Annotated in this window: 15 protein-coding genes; 9 read left to right on the top strand and 6 right to left on the bottom strand. The window is 54.0% G+C overall.

Features of this window, described 5'->3' with window-relative positions; genetic code table 11:
• Positions 1-19: 19 nt before the first annotated feature.
• Positions 20-1513, bottom strand: a complete 1494-nt coding sequence (locus N7326_RS02255; RefSeq protein WP_259289279.1) for a leucyl aminopeptidase — start codon at positions 1511-1513, stop codon at positions 20-22.
• A gap of 121 nt (positions 1514-1634) precedes the next feature.
• On the opposite strand from N7326_RS02255, the gene N7326_RS02250 reads away from it, so the two are divergent.
• A complete protein-coding gene (locus N7326_RS02250) occupies positions 1635-2744 on the top strand; it encodes a branched-chain amino acid aminotransferase (RefSeq protein WP_259076002.1) in 1110 nt (369 codons plus the stop codon).
• On the opposite strand, the gene N7326_RS02245 is transcribed toward N7326_RS02250, so the two are convergent.
• The 4 genes from N7326_RS02245 to N7326_RS02230 are packed head-to-tail and all read right to left on the bottom strand — an operon-like array spanning position 2741 to position 5869.
• The gene (locus N7326_RS02245) at positions 2741-3541 is read right to left on the bottom strand and encodes an adenosylcobinamide-GDP ribazoletransferase (RefSeq protein ID WP_259076005.1); all 801 of its coding nucleotides are present in this window, start codon (positions 3539-3541) and stop codon (positions 2741-2743) included. The genes N7326_RS02250 and N7326_RS02245 overlap by 4 nt on opposite strands.
• 3 nt (positions 3542-3544) lie before the next feature.
• Positions 3545-4618, bottom strand: a complete 1074-nt coding sequence (gene cobT, locus N7326_RS02240) for a nicotinate-nucleotide--dimethylbenzimidazole phosphoribosyltransferase (RefSeq protein WP_263088082.1) — start codon at positions 4616-4618, stop codon at positions 3545-3547.
• Positions 4619-4631: 13 nt separating this feature from the next.
• Positions 4632-5201: a bifunctional adenosylcobinamide kinase/adenosylcobinamide-phosphate guanylyltransferase gene (locus N7326_RS02235; RefSeq protein WP_259076020.1), complete on the bottom strand. Its 570-nt coding sequence runs from the start codon at positions 5199-5201 to the stop codon at positions 4632-4634.
• 5 nt (positions 5202-5206) lie between these two features.
• The gene (locus tag N7326_RS02230) at positions 5207-5869 is read right to left on the bottom strand and encodes a DUF3043 domain-containing protein (protein ID WP_259157616.1); all 663 of its coding nucleotides are present in this window, start codon (positions 5867-5869) and stop codon (positions 5207-5209) included.
• Positions 5870-6086: 217 nt separating this feature from the next.
• Between N7326_RS02230 and N7326_RS02225 the strand changes: the two genes are divergently transcribed.
• Positions 6087-6437 (top strand): HesB/IscA family protein, encoded by a 351-nt coding sequence (locus N7326_RS02225; RefSeq protein ID WP_259076025.1) that lies wholly within the window; start codon positions 6087-6089, stop codon positions 6435-6437.
• Positions 6438-6516: 79 nt separating this feature from the next.
• On the opposite strand, the gene asnB is transcribed toward N7326_RS02225, so the two are convergent.
• A complete protein-coding gene (gene asnB / locus N7326_RS02220) occupies positions 6517-8439 on the bottom strand; it encodes an asparagine synthase (glutamine-hydrolyzing) (RefSeq protein ID WP_263088081.1) in 1923 nt (640 codons plus the stop codon).
• Positions 8440-8864: 425 nt separating this feature from the next.
• Between asnB and ctaC the strand changes: the two genes are divergently transcribed.
• The 7 genes from ctaC to N7326_RS02185 all read left to right on the top strand — a co-directional run bounded on the left by ctaC (position 8865) and on the right by N7326_RS02185 (position 17246).
• Positions 8865-9950 (top strand): aa3-type cytochrome oxidase subunit II, encoded by a 1086-nt coding sequence (gene ctaC / locus N7326_RS02215; protein WP_259157618.1) that lies wholly within the window; start codon positions 8865-8867, stop codon positions 9948-9950.
• A gap of 19 nt (positions 9951-9969) precedes the next feature.
• On the top strand, positions 9970-10422 hold the full coding sequence (gene ctaF / locus N7326_RS02210; RefSeq protein WP_259076034.1) for a cytochrome c oxidase subunit 4: 453 nt from the start codon (positions 9970-9972) through the stop codon (positions 10420-10422).
• A 451-nt stretch (positions 10423-10873) separates the two neighbouring features.
• Entirely contained in the window at positions 10874-11491 is a 618-nt protein-coding gene (ctaE, locus tag N7326_RS02205) for an aa3-type cytochrome oxidase subunit III (RefSeq protein WP_259076036.1), read from the top strand.
• An 84-nt stretch (positions 11492-11575) separates the two neighbouring features.
• Positions 11576-12472 (top strand): cytochrome bc1 complex diheme cytochrome c subunit, encoded by an 897-nt coding sequence (qcrC, locus tag N7326_RS02200; protein WP_396124677.1) that lies wholly within the window; start codon positions 11576-11578, stop codon positions 12470-12472.
• Complete coding sequence (qcrA, locus tag N7326_RS02195; protein ID WP_263088080.1) at positions 12469-13689, top strand: cytochrome bc1 complex Rieske iron-sulfur subunit; 1221 nt, start codon at positions 12469-12471, stop codon at positions 13687-13689. The genes qcrC and qcrA overlap by 4 nt, the downstream gene beginning before the upstream one ends.
• On the top strand, positions 13689-15314 hold the full coding sequence (gene qcrB / locus N7326_RS02190) for a cytochrome bc1 complex cytochrome b subunit (protein WP_259289275.1): 1626 nt from the start codon (positions 13689-13691) through the stop codon (positions 15312-15314). Before qcrA ends, qcrB begins: the two co-directional genes overlap by 1 nt.
• A 1305-nt stretch (positions 15315-16619) precedes the next feature.
• Positions 16620-17246 carry a C40 family peptidase gene (locus N7326_RS02185; RefSeq protein WP_259157621.1) on the top strand — a complete coding sequence of 209 codons (627 nt, stop codon included), beginning with the start codon at positions 16620-16622 and terminating at the stop codon, positions 17244-17246.
• Positions 17247-17297 lie beyond the last annotated feature (51 nt).

Genomic DNA, 17297 nt, shown 5'->3' with positions numbered 1-17297 from the left:
CGTGACCTGCAGCATCAGTTTAAGAAAGGCTATCGAGGAAGGCTAGGAAGGTGCGCACCGGCACTCCAGTGGCGCGCTTCGCGGTGAATCCATATGGGCTACCAGAATTAAATGATGGGCCAGCTATATCCACGTGAGCCCATGTAATATTGTCGCCGACAAATTCTCTTAGGAAACATCCGGCGGAAAGCATCCCGCCCGCCCGCGAATTAGTCACATTGCGCAGGTCTGCGACCTCTGATTTTACGGCTTCAGCCAACTCCTCCGGTAGAGGCATTGGCCAAGCCCCTTCGCCCACCACGTTGCCCAGCTCGGCGAGTGTCGTAATGAGCTCGGTATCTCCCATGATTCCCATGGTGCGATCGCCTAAGGCAACGATCTGGGCACCGGTGAGGGTAGCGGTATCGATGAGGTAATCGGGATTATCCTCGGAGGCTAAGACTATAGCGTCAGCCATGACGAGGCGGCCCTCAGCATCAGTATTGAGTACCTCAGTGGTTTTTCCGCCGTAGTGGGTAATCACATCACCGGGGCGGTAGGCATTGCCACCAGGCATATTTTCAGCCAAAGAGACAGTGGTTGTGATATTGACATTTAAGCCTAATCGAGCAGCAGCGATCGTTGTGGCGATAACGGCAGCAGAGCCACCCATATCGGTGATCATGAGATCCATATTGGCCCCGGGCTTGATGGAAATACCACCGGTATCGAATGTAATACCCTTGCCCACGAAGGAAATATGTTTAGTGTCTTCGTGCCCTTGAGGTGCGCGGTATTTCAATTGCACCAAGCGCGGCTTGCGGCTCGAACCCTGGCCCACGGCTAGGATGCCACCGAAGCCCTCTGCGGCGAGCTGGTGTTCATCGCGAATGCTCACCTCAAGACCGTAGCTCTGAGCCAGCGAGTCGATGATGTTCGCGTAGCTTTCGGGGAAGAGGTGTGAGGAAGGAGCATTGACGAGATCGCGGGCCAGAGTAACCGCCTGAGCGGCAATAAGGCCGCGGTCGAAGTCATCCCGTGCGTCCTCGCGGGTACTGATGATGGTGACATTTTCGACAGGGGTGGTGAGGGAGGACGTTTTAAGGCCGTCATAATGGTAAGCGCCTAGGACGATGCCCTCGACTGTTTCTCGAATTCCAAAGATGCCTAAGGTGGTGGCTACATATTCGAGCCCTTTGACCGAGCGAGCTGCGACTCCGGCCGCCTGCCGCAAAATATCCGCGTCAAAAGCGTCATTATCGCCAAGACCCACAGCCACCACGATATCGGCGGCGATACCTTCGATGGCGGGGATTTTAGTAATCTCCATCTTCTTGCCCGTCGCACCCAGCGCGGTGAGAAGTTCGAGAAGGTCTGCCTCGATCTCGTCGTCGAAAAGCCCAGATGCTGCTAACTCAAGACCGTCCTCACCAGCGAAAGCGGGGATGATCAAAGCCTCGGTATTATTGGGCAGTGAGTGTTCTAAATGCACGCGAGTCCGCGCACCAGTAATGAGCGACGATAATTCGTTCATCGATGACTCCTTTATTCAAGCACAATAGCTGAGATTTTCTCGGCCAATCCCCAACCTTAACCAAAATTCCGCTGGATTAGGTATTGAGCTGATCGTCGATGAAGCGGTGTACATTAAAAATATGAGTAGCCTAGAATTCCGCATCAATAAAACTTCCGAGCCAACCGCCGCAGAGCGCATCGCCGAAATCCACAAAAACCCCAGATTTGGTCAGTATTTCACCGACCACATGGTCACGATCTCCTGGACTGAGGAGGCCGGCTGGCATGACGCCACGGTGACCCCATACGCCCCTTTGCACCTCGACCCTTCGACGTCGGTTTTCCACTACGGTCAAGCCATTTTCGAGGGGATCAAGGCTTATCGGCATAAGGACGGCAGTATCAAAACCTTCCGCCCCGATGCCAATGCTGCCCGCTTCCAGTCCTCCGCCGCCCGACTGGCTATGCCGGAACTTCCCAAGGATCTTTTTATTGAAGCCCTCACTCAATTGGTCACGGTGGATCAGCAGTGGGTACCAGCCTACGGAGGTGAGGAATCGCTTTACCTGCGTCCCTTCCTCATAGCCACCGAATCCACCCTGGGCGTACATCCATCATCCTCCTATATCTTTGTGCTCATTGCTTCCCCCGCTGGCGCCTATTTTCAAGGCGGAATCAAACCAGTATCTGTTTGGTTATGCGAGGACTATGTGCGTGCCGTGAAAGGTGGCACCGGCTTTGCCAAATGTGCCGGCAACTATGCCGCTTCTTTGCTTGCCCAAGCTCAAGCAGCAGACAAGGGGTGCGACCAGGTGGTGTGGCTTGATGCTCACGAGCACCGATACGTTGAGGAGATGGGCGGAATGAACCTTTTCTTTGTCTACGACGGTGACAAGGCCCCGAAGATTGTCACTCCACAACTCACTGGCTCTTTATTGCCGGGTATTACTCGAGCTTCTTTGCTCGAACTCGCAAGCGATATGGGCTACGAGGTCGAAGAGCGCCTGATTAGCACCGATGAATGGGAGCGCGATGCAAAGAGCGGGATGATGACGGAAACCTTCGCCTGCGGAACCGCTGCGGTCATCACACCTGTGGGCACAGTGCGCTCCCGGCACGGAGATTTTGCCGTTAATGAAGGTCGGCCGGGTTCGATCACTATGAAGCTGCGTGAGCACCTCACGGGAATCCAGCGGGGCGATCTCACTGATACCCATCAGTGGCTGCACACACTCGTAGCCGCGCCTTAAATGAGGCTTAATCCCAGGCTCGTGATCAGGAGAAAACTTGCCTGGGATACCTGTTGGATAAAGCCGCACGCATCGCCATTGAGCCCAGCCAAACGATGGTCACAGTAGCGCGACAAAACGTAGCTGATTCCTATACTTCCTCCGTAAGCCAGCATAATAACCCAGCTCGGTTGGATACATAGTGCCACAAGAACAAAGATCAGTGACCATAACGCGAGGGCGAGTGGCTTAATCGTTCCAATTATCAGGCCACCAAAACCCGTGGGGCGAATCGGGCTGAACCTCGTCAAACAAGGCACCATGGTGCATATCCGGCTGGCCCACGGCGCTAATCCCAGTAGTAAAGGGTAGCTAAGTTCGAGCATCGTCGACATCGCTGCAACCTCGGTCATAAAGACCAACACAATCGCAGCAGCCCCCATGGAGCCGGTATGAGGGTCATCCAAGATCAAACGAGCTTTGGCGCTATCGGCATAGGAACCCAAAGCATCTGCCATATCGCTTAAACCATCGAGATGCATGAAGCGATTGGCTAATTCCCACCCCAATAGAATAATAACCGCGCCTAAAAGCGAGCTGACCCCCAGAGCTGAAAAGGCTAGAGCCAAAAGAGCCGCAATACACCCGAAAAGGGCTCCCACGAGAGGCAAACTCAGCATGACTCGAGTGCCTGTGACCCTGTCATAGACATCCGCACCGCGAATGGGGAGAACCGTCAGCCAGCTGAGGGCAGTAAGTGGGCCCTCGATGAGCGGGTGTTGATGCTCGCCTGAGGTGAAGTGAGCTTTTCCGGACATCTATCAGTGAGTGTTGGAGAAGCGATCGGCGGGGACGGCATCGGCGCCAGCAACATGGGACTGCTCGAAGGTCGCCATATCATTGAGAATATGACAGGCCATTTTGACCAGCGGGTAGGCGGCGGCCGCCCCAGACCCTTCACCTAGCCGCATACCTAGATTCACGAGAGGTGAAAGGCCCAGATATTTTAAGGCGAAGGTGTGGGCTGGCTCGGCGGATTGATGTCCAGCGAGCATCCATGCCCGAGCTCCAGGGGCGAGACGGTCAGCGAGGATGGCAGCAGAACCAACCACCACACCGTCGAGCAAGATAGGGGTGCGGCGCACCGCGGACTGAGCTATAAACGCTGCCATAGCTACCAGGTCGGGAGAGGTAACCTTACGCATAACGGTCAGAATATCGCCCTTGTCGCGCCGCGCACGGAACATGGCATCGCGCACGACGCTGACTTTATTCTTCCACGCTTCATCATCACAGCCGGCGCCACGGCCGGTAACTTCAACAGGCTCGTGATTAGTGAGTAAACCAATAATGGTAGAGGAGATCGTGGTATTTCCGATTCCAGCATCGCCAGCCATGATGAGGTCGCAACCGCTATCGATTTCCTGATCGGCAATACGCTTACCAATCTCGATGGCGCGCACTAATTGCTCTTCGCTCATCGCATCTTCGATATCGATCATTCCACTCGAGCGAGAGACTCGCTCCTCGCCCCACACATCATGGTTGAGCGAAATATCTACCACACGGATCCCGATACCGGAAGCATTAGCAATGGCATTGACCCCAGCACCACCATCGCGAATATTATCGGCAATCTGTGCGGAGGCCTCTTGCGGGTAGGCCGAGACATGACGAGCTGCGATACCGTGATCACCGGCGAAGACCACCAGCCGCGGTTGGATAAGGGGACGTGGAGGTAGCTGCGATTGACAGGCCGCAAGAAAAATCCCGATCTCTTCAAGTCGACCCAAAGATCCCGCAGGTTTAGTCAAGGCGAGCTGGTACTCCTCGGCCTGCCGCGCCACCTCGCTATCGGGGGCGTGAACTCGTGGGAAAAAATCAGTTGGATGCATAAGCCTTCAAACCTCAAGCCTTTCTCGGGTCTTTGTCGGTCAGCTGTTTCTTCAAGGGTAACGCTTGGCCTGCTACGACAAAGACTACTTCCTCGCAGATATCTGCTACGAGTTGATTGAGTCGGCCCAATTCATCGCGGAAAAGTCGCCCGGAGTGAAAGTGGGGGATGATCCCCATCCCCACTTCAGGGCTAACAATAACGAGTGGATAATAGTCGGGGAGATCGTCAATCAACGCGCATAATTCCTCAATCTCAGCGTCCACACAGCCACGCGGTGACTCCCAGGCCTCTTTGGCGTCAATAAGCGCACTCAGCCAGGTGCCGAGGTCATCAATAAGAATCGGGGTATGTGGCTTGATCCAGTCCTCGGGGCTGGCGAGAACGGATCGGATATCCGCGCGGTCCTCGGTTATCCAGGTCAAGGGGCGTCGGCGTTGATGCTCATAGATTCGGGCGCGAAAATCCTCGTCCCCATCAGCTCCACGAGCAGTCGCTATATACAGGCACGGGCCCGAACCAGCCAGGCCTTCAGCGAAAGCCGATTTACCGGAACGAGCCCCTCCCACTATTAGAGTACGCATGTGTACTACTTCTTCTTCTTGCCGCCAATATAATCGCCCGCTGCAACCTTAGGCTTCGGGGTGCGCCAGCGCCGAGGTTGAGAGGCGCGGCCGAAAGCATAGAAGCCCAAGGCGAGGCCAGATTCGGCGGTGGCTGGGAATTTATCGCGCACTGCAGCCACAGCGCCGCGGCCGAGCATGACTCCTTCAACGGCCAAGCCGATCATAACAGCCATGGCAAAGAGACTGATGAAATAGGAGATCTCAGGCCAAGAGGAGGATATCACCATGCCAATGAGCAGGATGAGAGCAAAAGGCATCATAAAAGAATTCATATAGCGGCGCGAGTCAATATAGTCGCGTACATAGGCTCGCTCTGGGCCCTTATCACGTTCGAGGAGGTAGCGTTCTTCGCCGCGATCCATGCCCTCTTTGGTGCGGCGGCTGCGCTCGAGGCGTGCTTCCTTCTCGGCCTTCTTATGAGCCTTCCACTCCTCTTTGGTCATGGAAGCTTTCAGCTCTTTCCGCATCTTGCGGTTGCGGAGGAAGGCTTCATCAGAGGCATAACGCGACTGGAACGTCCCCGGGTGCGCTTGAGCTTCTTTGCGCTTCGGCGTAGGGCGTCCCTTCTTGGGCGTATAAGCCTTGGAACGTGGGGCTTCGGCGGGCTGCTGTTTATCGGAATTCACGATATCAAGACTACTAATATTGCTCCGCTTTTACGAAAGCATCACAAAAAACTTTTGCACCGAGCCTCATTGGGAATCGTATCGGGACCAGAATTCGGCTAGCAGGCCAAAGGCTCAAGGAGGCATAATAGAGGTACGTACCAACAGTGCCGACACTTATGTGATGGCTGCGGTAGAGTTGTATCAGGAATTACCGCGTTAAGGAGTAAAGACTTTCATGACTGCCCCACAGACTCAAAGCAATACCGGAGTTATTTTAAGCGAAGCGGCTGCTGCTAAGGCTAAAGCGTTGCTCGAGCAAGAAAATCGAGATGATTTGGCGCTGCGGATTGCCGTCCAACCAGGCGGATGCGCCGGATTGCGCTACCAACTCTTTTTCGATGACCGTTCACTCGACGGTGACAAGGAAGACGTCATCGGCGGCGTCCGACTCGTGGTGGATAAGATGAGTGTGCCTTATCTTTCGGGAGCTACTATTGACTTCCAAGACACCATCGAGTCCCAGGGGTTCACCATCGATAACCCCAATGCTGGCGGCTCGTGTGCGTGTGGAGATTCTTTTAACTAACGAAAATCAGGCGCTTGGCAGGGTAAAAACCCTGACAGGCGCCCTTTTTGTCGCTCGAATACCTATAGCTCGAGAATGCCTATAGCTCGACTGGGTATTCGCGCTGCTCGATACCAGGATCGATGCGCTTTTCCACGAAGATTCCATGCCAGACCATAAAGGCGAGGACCGTCCACAGGCGCCTAGAGTGATCGCTGTGACCGTTGCGGTGCTCTGTGAGCATGGCTAGAACCTCATTTTTATCAAATATCTCCGCCGTGCCGGAGTTGCGGATGGTGTCCTGAGCCCAGCCAAAGAGCTCATCGCCAGCTAACCAGTGCCTCATAGGGACGGGGAAGCCTAATTTCTTACGGTGCAACACATGCGCTGGGACGATGGATTCCATCGCTTTACGGAGGGCGTATTTAGTGGTCCCATGGCTGATCTTGAGATCGTAGGGGATTGTTTCTGCCACGTGGAAAACTTCCTTATCGAGGAAAGGAACACGCAACTCGAGCGAGTGGGCCATATTGATTTTATCGGCTTTGACCAGAATATCGCCTCGCATCCACGTAAAGAGGTCAAGGTGTTGCATCCTGGCGACGGGGTCCATCTCCTGGGATTGAGCATAAATTCCAGCGGTGACCTCTCGGTGATCCCAGTCTTTGCGGGCCCACGGAATGACACGCTGCATCTGCTCAAAATTAAAGGAGCGGGCATTACCGTAGTAGCGCTCCTCCATAGTTTGGGAGCCGCGCTCGAGTAGGGATTTACCCTTCATCCCCTCCGGAAGAATGCGCGAGAGCTGCCCCAGACCACGGCGCAGGGGACCCGGAATTTTCTCGAATGGTGCCAGCGAGAGCGGCTCTTTATAGATGGTGTAGCCGCCGAAAAGCTCGTCGGCGCCTTCCCCTGAGAGCACGACCTTGACGTGCTTGCGAGCTTCTTGGGCTACGAAGTAGAGCGGGACGAGGGAGGGGTCCGCCACGGGGTCGTCGAGGTACCACATGATCTTAGGAATGGCGTCGGCGTATTCCTCGGGTGAGACAATTTTGACGATATGCTCAACTCCAATAGCCTCTGCGGACTCTCTAGCCACATCGACTTCGGAATAACCCTCGCGCTCAAATCCAGTGGTAAAAGTGAGTAGATTAGGGTTGTGACGCTTGGCTAGAGCGGCGATAGCAGTGGAATCGATACCACCCGAGAGGAAGGATCCAACGGTGACGTCGGCACGCATATGCTTCTCTACGCTATCTTCCAGGGCGTGGGTGATGCGATCGAAGAGCTCCTGCTCACCAGCGGGACCTACTTTTCGGGCTGGGAATTGGGGACGGAAATAACGTGAGTGCACCAGCTTCTCCCCAGGGCGGACAGTAGCAGTACAACCCGATTCAAGTCGCCTTATCTCCTGATGCAGGCTCTCGGGTTCGGGGACGTATTGCAGGTCCACGTAGTGCTCGATGGCTCTGCGATCAAGGTCGAGACCTAGACCAAGTGCATCGGCCATATCAAGGATGCACTTCTTCTCGGATGCGAAGACGGTACCCTTCTCGGTTGTGGCATAGTAGAGCGGCTTGATTCCAAATTGATCGCGGGCGAGGAAGAGCTGATGGTCCACGCTGTCCCAGATTGCGATGCCAAACATGCCGCGGAGATGCTCAACCACCTTCTCTCCCCAGTGGTGGTAGCCCACTACGATTGGCTCCCCGTCACCAGAAGTATTGAAATGGTAACCGAGAGCTTGTAATTCCTCGCGAAATTCGAGGTAGTTATAGATCTCACCGTTGAAGGTCATGGCATAGCGATTTTCCTGACCTTCGGGCCCCCACTGCAGAGGCTGGTGGGAGTGCGCTAGATCAATAATAGAGAGTCTGTTGAAACCGAAGACGGCGTCATTATCGTGCCACGTACCAGCCTCGTCGGGCCCGCGGTGGTGCATGCACGGGAGCGCACTCTCGATCGCGGAGACAAAGGTCTGCGCTTGGCCGTGGGCGGAGAGGATTCCGAGTAAGCCGCACATAGAAAGTTAAGGACTCCTTCACTCTAAGTATCAGGGTTAGAAAATCTGGTCTCTAAGGTTACTCCATATATCCGGGCTTAGCTCGGTGCGCGTGGTGGGGCGGGCGCTGGCTAAAATGCGGGGGAGAGGTGTGGGGGTAGAGAGCTATCGGTTTAGTGGGCATTCAAAAGGTTGAGTGCGTCAACTGCAGAGTGTGATTCGAGTCACGTGTTTATCGAGGTTAACTAGCTAATTATCCACGTCAATGGGGTAATGAAAATGCCGTTCTCGGCCAAATAAGCAGCACAAATGGCCTATGGAGTTCCTCACGGGCGCGCTGGATACGATATTCTGTCAAGATAGGCATAGGAATACTCTCGGCCGCTCGTGGGCGAATGGTACTCCTGCGATGAACTGAACGAATGTGAAAAGGAAGGCAGACACGCGTGGCTAATCAACACAAGCGTGGCTTTGGGCGGGTAGCACTTCTAGCAAGTGTACTGACCTTAGGTGCTGGAACCCTTGCGGGGTGCAATGTCGATGCTCCAGGTGGAGCTCTCGGCTGGTTCCTCGCTATGGGCTGGCCTAAGGGTATTACACCCGAAGCAACCGCAATGTATAACTTCTGGGTATGGGTATGGGTAGCTGCCTGGACGATCGGCGTCATTATGTGGGGCCTGTTCATCTACGGCATGTTCGCCTGGTCGGCAAAGAAGGCCGAAAAAGACGGTAAAGACGAGTTCCCACGTCAGACCCAATATAATATTCCGGTCGAGCTCTTTTTAACCATCGTCCCGGTGGTTATTGTTATGACGCTCTTCTTCTTCACCGTGCAAACCCAAGACAAGGTTACTGCACTGGATAAAGATCCTCAGGTTGTTGTCGATGTCACCGGCTACCAGTGGAACTGGAAGTTCGGCTACCGCGAGGTTGCTGCTGAACTCACCACCGACGGAAAGACTTACGACGGAATCGACACTGAGCGCCAAGAACTAGCCGAGGCTTCTAAGATCGACCCGAGTGGTCATAACCCAATCAACGGGCGCTCGAAGAGCGATATGTCTTATTTGCACTTTGACGAGATAGAGACTTTGGGTACGACCGACGAGGTCCCCGTGTTGGTCCTTCCGAGCAATACACCCATCGAGTTCCAACTCGCTTCCTCGGATGTGAGCCACTCATTCTGGGTTCCAGAGTTCCTCTTCAAGCGCGACGTATACTCCCATCCCGAGGAGAATAAGCAGGAGCGTCGTTTCCAGATCGAGAAGATTGAGAAGGAAGGTGCCTTCGTTGGCCGCTGCGCCGAAATGTGCGGCACCTACCATGCCATGATGAACTTTGAGCTTCGAGTGGTCACGCCTGAAAAGTTCGTTGACTATCTCGACTTCCGCCGCAGCAACCCTGAAGCTCCAAATTCAGCTGCATTAGAGGCAATTGGCGAACCAGGTTATGCAATCACCACGAGCCCATTCAACTCAGGGCGCACTGCAACCCGTGATGGCAATAATGTACGTGAGCTTACGGGCGAATAAAGGACCGAGGTAAGAGAAAATGCGCGGATCATCACGAATCATGTACTCCATAACCGTCTTCTTGGCGATTATGTCCGTACTTTACTTCCTGGCCACCATGTATGTCGACGATACTGGCAACCGTTTCGTTGCTGATGGAGGCGGCTATAACTTCGAATGGGCGGGTGGTGTCTCCCTGATTTTGGCCACCCTGCTAGCTCTCATGCTGGGTGCCTATCTGCACTTCACCGAAGTGCGCATGGATGTTGTTCCTGAAGACTGGGAGGAAGCTGAGATCTCCGACGGAGCGGGAACACTAGGATTCTTCTCCCCGTCCTCCATTTGGCCGGCTGCTATGTCCGGGGCCATTGCGCTGCTGGGCTTTGGCATCGTCTTTATGCACTACTGGCTCATTGCTTTAGGTGCCGTCGCGTTGATTTATACAACCACGATGTTGAACCTGCAATACGGTTTACCAAAGGAAAAGCACTAAAGATCTGATTCCTCTCCGTTCGTTCTTCTCTCAGACCCCCACCCGAAATAGTCGGGTGGGGGTCTGAGTGTTAGTGGGGTAGTTGTGGTCGGATGAAACTGAAAAAAGTTCCCGGAGATTTTTCAGGGGCAATAAAGGGGGGTAGTCCTTCGATAAAAGTGCAGGTAGGCGTGGGGCATACTTAAGTATGAGTTTTAAGACTCGATCTGAATGAAACATGTGTTTTAGCTCACAATAGTAACTTAGTGGCTATAGACCAGTCGGACGCCGTTGAGTGTTCCCTTGCGGGGGGTAACTGTGGTGACCTGCGCTTATGGCTATTTTTACGCATAAGTGCATCGGCAAACACAGGGAAAATGCATGATGAGCTGTGTTGTAGAAGGCAATAGACGGAGAAACCGGTCATGCGCGCGAGGTGACGGGCTAACAGAAACAAGCCATACTTATAGATGTGACGAACGCAATTGGAAACCCAGACAAGGCAGCAACGCCGAGAGTAGCCGCACTGAATCGCCCTAATATGGTCAGTGTGGGCACGATCGTGTTCCTGTCTCAAGAGTTGATGTTCTTCGCCGGTTTGTTCGCGATGTATTTCACCTCGCGTGCGAACGGGATCGGTAACGGGTCCTGGCAAGAAGGTGCTGATCACCTTAATGTCCCCTATGCCCTAGCCATCTCGGCCATTCTGGTTTCGAGTTCGGTGACCGCCCAGTACGGCGTTTTTGCAGCAGAAAGGGGAGACGTCTTCAAGTTGCGTCGGTGGTATGCACTGACCATCCTTTTAGGTACGATCTTCCTTCTCGGCCAGGCTTATGAGTACTACCACCTGGTAGAGCACGGCCTGACCATCCCTAGCAGTGTCTACGGTTCCGTATTCTTTATTACGACTGGCTTCCACGCAGCCCACGTGCTCGCTGGTGTTCTAGGCTTCGTTGTTATTCTGCTGCGCATCAAGATGTCAAAGTTTACCCCAGCCCAGGCAACTGCAGCGATGGTGGTGTCCTATTATTGGCACTTCGTCGACGTGGTCTGGATTGGATTGTTCATTACTATTTACGTCATTCAGTAGGCCGTAGCGGCCATCTATGGATGATCTGATCATCCACCCCCTGGCCTACAGCCATTCACTTTCCATAATCGAGACATAAGGAAAATGATGGAGACCAACCATACAAACTCCGAGACGGTGAGCTCAACCGACTTGGCCGCCCACGCGAAGAAGGTGCGTGGGAAGCGGAAATTGCGGCGCACCCTCGCTGGTGCCCTTGCACTTGCCTTCGGCCTCACCGGCACCGGCCTATTAGTAAACGCTGCCACCCCAGATCCGCAAGTTGCCACTGCGCAAGCCGATGAGCAGGCTTTGATCCAAGAGGGTAAAGACCTCTACGAGCTAGCCTGTGTGACTTGCCATGGCACCAATTTGCAGGGTGTGGAAGATCGTGGACCATCACTGATCGGTGCTGGATCAGGTGCGGTCTATTTCCAAGTGCACTCCGGCCGTATGCCGATGCTGCGCAATGAAGCCCAAGCCGCTCGCAAGACCCCTCGCTATAATGAAGCGCAATCGCTAGCGATCGCCGCTTATGTAGCCGCCAACGGTGGCGGACCCGAAATCGTCTATAACGAAGACGGTTCGGTAGCCCAAGAATCTCTTCGCGGGCACCAGTTCGACGGCAAAATCAATCCCGCCGACGTAGCGCGCGGATCTGATCTCTTCCGTCTCAACTGTGCATCCTGCCATAACTTCACTGGGCGCGGCGGGGCATTGTCTTCGGGCAAGTACGCTCCGTACCTTGACCCAGCAAATGAGCAAGAGATTTACCAAGCTATGCTCACTGGTCCACAAAATATGCCTAAATTCTCCGATCGGCAGCTATCGGCGGACGAGAAAAAAGACATTATTGCTTTCATTAAGTCTGCGAAGGAAACCCCATCTCCTGGTGGCTGGAGCTTAGGTGGCATCGGCCCCGTTGCTGAAGGCATGTTGATGTGGCTTGTAGGAATCGTGGTCCTCGTGGCCGCCGCTATGTGGATTGGATCGCGCTCATGAGCGAAAATACTTCAAAGAACTTCAGCGACAAAGAGCTCAACGCAATGACCAACGAGGAACTTGCGCGCCTTGGCACGGAGCTCGATGACGTCACCGTTGCCTACCGCAAGGAACGGTTCCCTATTAAAAACGACCCCGCCGAGAAGCGTGCTGTTCGTATTGTGGGCATCTGGCTTGGTCTAGGTATAGTAGCTGCTTTGGCCTTCCTGGCCGTTTATATCGCTTGGCCGTGGCAGTATAAGGGTCATGGCGATGACGGGCTGTGGATGTATACCCTCTTCACCCCGCTTCTTGGCCTCACCGCTGGTCTGGCCATTTTGTCCCTCGGCATGGGCGTGGTCATTTACGTGAAGACCATCGTTCCAGACGAAATCGCGGTGCAGCGCCGCCATGATGGCCCCTCAGATGAAGTCGATCGCCGCACCATCGTAGCCCTACTGAATGACTCATGGCATACCTCGACTCTAGGGCGCCGTAAGGTTATCCAAGGTCTCCTCGGTCTCGGTGGCGTGCTAGCTGGCTTAGTGATCATCGCCCCACTAGGCGGCATGATCAAGAACCCGTGGAAAGCCGGCAAACTCGGCATTCAGGGTGACGGTACACTCTGGACCTCCGGCTGGACACTCTCCGAGCAGGGAGTGAAGCTCTATCTTGGACGTGACACTGGTGCCCTCGCCGAAAAGCATGAAAGCTCCTCCGGTGAGCACTATACGACCCATGGCGTGACCCGCTTGGTTCGCATGCGCCCTGAGGATCTAGTGGCAGCTGGAATGGAGACCGTTTTCCCACTTCCTGCTGACCTCGTCAACGATGGGGACTTGTACGACCCCCAGGCGGACGTCTATGAGAATCAGATGCACTCCATTCATGGCCCTCGCAACGCGGTCATGCTCATTCGCTTGCGCTCCTCGGACGCTGAAAGGGTCATCGAGCGCGCTGGCCAAGAAGATTTCCACTATGGCGATTACTACGCCTATTCCAAGATCTGCACGCACATCGGTTGCCCAACCTCCCTCTACGAAGCGCAAACGAACCGAATCCTGTGCCCGTGCCACCAATCGCAGTTTGATGCTCTGCATTACGGAAAGCCTATTTTCGGGCCAGCCGCACGTGCTCTGCCACAGCTGCCGATTACCGTAGACGAAGAGGGTTACCTCATCGCCGCAGGCGACTTCATTGAGTCTGTCGGCCCGGCATTCTGGGAGCGTAAGTCATAATGACAAACAAACTCGCTGAAATAGGCAATAATATCGATTCCCGCTACACCCTCGCTGGTGGTATGCGGACCCAAATAAATAAGGTCTTCCCGACCCACTGGTCATTTATGCTCGGTGAGATCGCTCTCTACAGCTTTCTCATCCTGCTCCTGACTGGTGTCTATCTGACCCTCTTCTTCGATCCATCGATTACGAAGGTCATCTATGACGGCGCTTATCTCCCACTCAATGGTGTGGAAATGTCGCGCGCCTACGCCACCGCATTAAATATCTCCTTCGAGGTTCGCGGAGGGCTGTTCATTCGACAAATGCACCACTGGGCTGCGCTGATGTTCATGGTCTCAATGACCGTGCACATGCTGCGCATCTTCTTTACTGGTGCTTTCCGACGTCCCCGCGAGGCCAACTGGATCATTGGTTGTGTACTCCTGCTTCTCGGAATGGCCGAAGGTTTCATGGGTTACTCGCTACCTGATGATCTCCTCTCCGGTGTTGGTCTGCGTATTATGTCGGCCATCATTGTGGGACTCCCAATTATTGGAACCTGGTTGCACTGGCTGATCTTCGGAGGAGACTTCCCCTCCGACCTCATGCTCGATCGCTTCTATATCGCCCACGTTCTCATTATCCCTGGCATCCTCCTCGGCCTGATCGCTGCACACTTAGCGCTCGTGTGGTACCAGAAGCACACCCAATTCCCCGGACCAGGTCGTGCTGAAAATAACGTCGTGGGAATTCGTATCCTCCCACTCTTCGGTATCAAGGCAGCCGCCTTCGGCCTTATCACCGCTGGTGTTCTCGCCTTGCTCGCTGGATTGACCACAATCAATGCCATTTGGATGCTGGGCCCATATAATCCATCGCAGGTATCTGCTGGCTCCCAGCCCGATATCTATATGCTGTGGACCGACGGCTTGGCTCGCGTTATGCCGGCTTGGGAGCTGTATATTGGCAACCACACCATACCGAATGCCGTCTGGGTCGGACTCGTCGCGGGTCTAATGGTTGTTTTGCTCATCACTTATCCATTCATCGAAGCAAAAGTGACAGGCGATAATGCCCATCACAACCTGCTGCAGCGTCCACGCGACGTCCCAGTGCGAACCTCCATCGGAGTTATGGGTATTACCTTCTTCGCGGTACTTACGCTCTCCGGCGGTAACGATCTCTTCGCCTTGCACTTCTATGTATCGCTGAATGCCATGACGTGGTTTGGTCGCATTGGACTTCTCGTATTGCCACCACTGGCCTACTTCATCACGTATCGTCTGTGTATAGCCCTGCAGCGCTCAGATCGTGAAGTTCTAGAGCATGGTATCGAGACCGGCGTTATCAAGCTCATGCCTAATGGCGCCTTTATCGAAGTACACCAACCTCTAGGACCTGTGGACGAAAATGGACACCCCATCCCACTGCCTTATGCCGGTGCCGCTGTGCCGAAGCAGCTGAACCAGCTGGGATTCGCCGGCGAGCCCGGGCGTGGTAGCTTCTTTACTCCCGACGATGCAGAGATTGCTGCAAAGGCTCGAGAAATCGAAGAAGAAAACCACCACGAACAGGTCGAAATGCTGGAAAATCTCAATGAAGCAAATAGGGCAGAGGATATCGATAACAATCGAATCTAAATAGGCTCTATCAGGTGGTGTCTCCTTATATATAGGGAGACACCACTTTTTTGCTTGCTGTATCAACTTACCCGCAACTCACCAGCTGAGTTTGAATGGCTTTCAGTGGCCTCAATCAAGTGTTGCCGAACCGAAAGTTTGCTGCATCCAGGGGTAGTGGGGAATTGCCCGATGGAATATCCCTTGAAAGATTCGGCTAGCGCCCCGTTTAAGCCTAGTCACGGCGCAGTTGTGGCGCGGGTGAGCCAGATAGAAGGCGCGTTAAATATCTGCGTCAGTTTCTACTACACCCTTAGTAGATTCGGCCTAAATTTGAGTCCTGGTGAATACGATATAGATGCCCGCATGTGAACGAGCCGATCGTATGGGGAGTGCGAGCAGCAGCATGTCTAAAGAGTTGTGGTTGTGGGACCGTCACCACCACGCTATATCGAGGCCTAAGGACGAAGCTCAAGATGACCGTCCTACCTCCTGAGCTATTGGGAGGTAGTAATGGAGTTTGCGATCTAAACCAGCGCGATTTTCAAGTTGTGAATGCAACACGGCCCGGTGGGGATCGTTTAATTATCTCGTCATTTTTTTAACGCCCGAAGATCTCCTGGGAAGATACACCCCGCCCTGGGGCCGTGGAAACGATACGCGTGCTATCTGAGTAGGCCATTTGCGAGAGGTCTCTGGCAGTACCGTAGAGGGGATGTGGACAGCGCACAGTTTGGTGGCAGTGACATCTGTTTCCTGCCAACGATGTGGAAGATAGTGATAGGTAGAGATCTGTGCCGCTTTTTTGAGCAGAGCTGGGGGGATCTGAGGGGTTCTGAAGGGATATATGCTCGTGCGCCGTCTGTACATTTCTGTTACTCGAGTGAACTAGAGAAAAGGCGCGTCTAGCTGCCGTTTAGCGTGAGCATTTCGCACATTTTCGCCGATATACCCCTAAATTCCCGGAATGTGTTATAAATCACATTAACTTTTTACGTTGGTTTTATAACGGGATGACCTCAAAAGTGTAACGGTTTGATAACGCTCCTATGTGCAGGTAGACGGCCTTTCCGGAGAATATACCAACGTCTCATAAACATTCCCTTCATCCTTCTTTGTGCAGGGCACCCCTCCTGAATCCGCTGGTTTTTCACCTAAGGAGTAGACACGACTTGTAATCATTTCGTAACCTTATTGAGACAAATCAAAAAGCATGGGTTGAGAAATTCTTCCTACCTTTGGTCCCACTGAGATCTTCTCGAAGCGACCGCCAGTTTTTAAGGACACTCCTTGGCTGGTTGAGATTTAGTATTGGAGACTGAATTCGTGGCTAAGCACCGCCGTCAAACCAACTCGACTGCTCGCAACGCAGCGGCTGTAACCGCCGTCGCAGCGGCAGCAACCTTGGTTAACCCCGCCGCCCAGGCTGCGCAGGTCGTCGTCCCTGGAACTGATCTTGCAGTGGAAATTCCAGGCATCGAGAATATACCGGGAATCGCTAATATCCCCGGTGTTGAGCAGTGGATCCCATCGCTTGCCGGGCAAGCCTCTGTTCCTAACTACTCAGCCGTCGTCGGATTCCCTGGCGTCGAGCAGCTACAAACCCAAACCCTCGGACAGGCAGTAGTCGATGCAGCTCGCTCTCGTATCGGCTCCCCATATGTATGGGGCGCAACCGGGCCACATGCCTTTGATTGCTCAGGACTAACCACATGGGCCTATTCGCAGGTAGGTAAGAGCATCCCCCGGACGTCATATGCCCAGGCGTCCTCGGGCCAGCCGGTGTCTTACCAGGATCTACAGCCTGGAGATATCGTTGTCTTCTACTCAGGTGCATCCCACGTCGGTATCTACTCCGGCAACGGCATGGTAATACACGCACTCACCGAAGGTGTCCCACTCTCCGAGACTGCAATTTCTACGATGCCCTTCCACTCGGCAGTGCGGTACTAGTCTGTATGCTCCCATTCTCTAAGCCCTGAGCCCTAATAATCATAGGGGCTC

The sequence above is a fragment of the Corynebacterium sp. ES2794-CONJ1 genome (assembly GCF_025660615.1).
Taxonomy (GTDB): domain Bacteria; phylum Actinomycetota; class Actinomycetes; order Mycobacteriales; family Mycobacteriaceae; genus Corynebacterium.
This window is presented reverse-complemented; position numbering and strand designations above follow the sequence as displayed.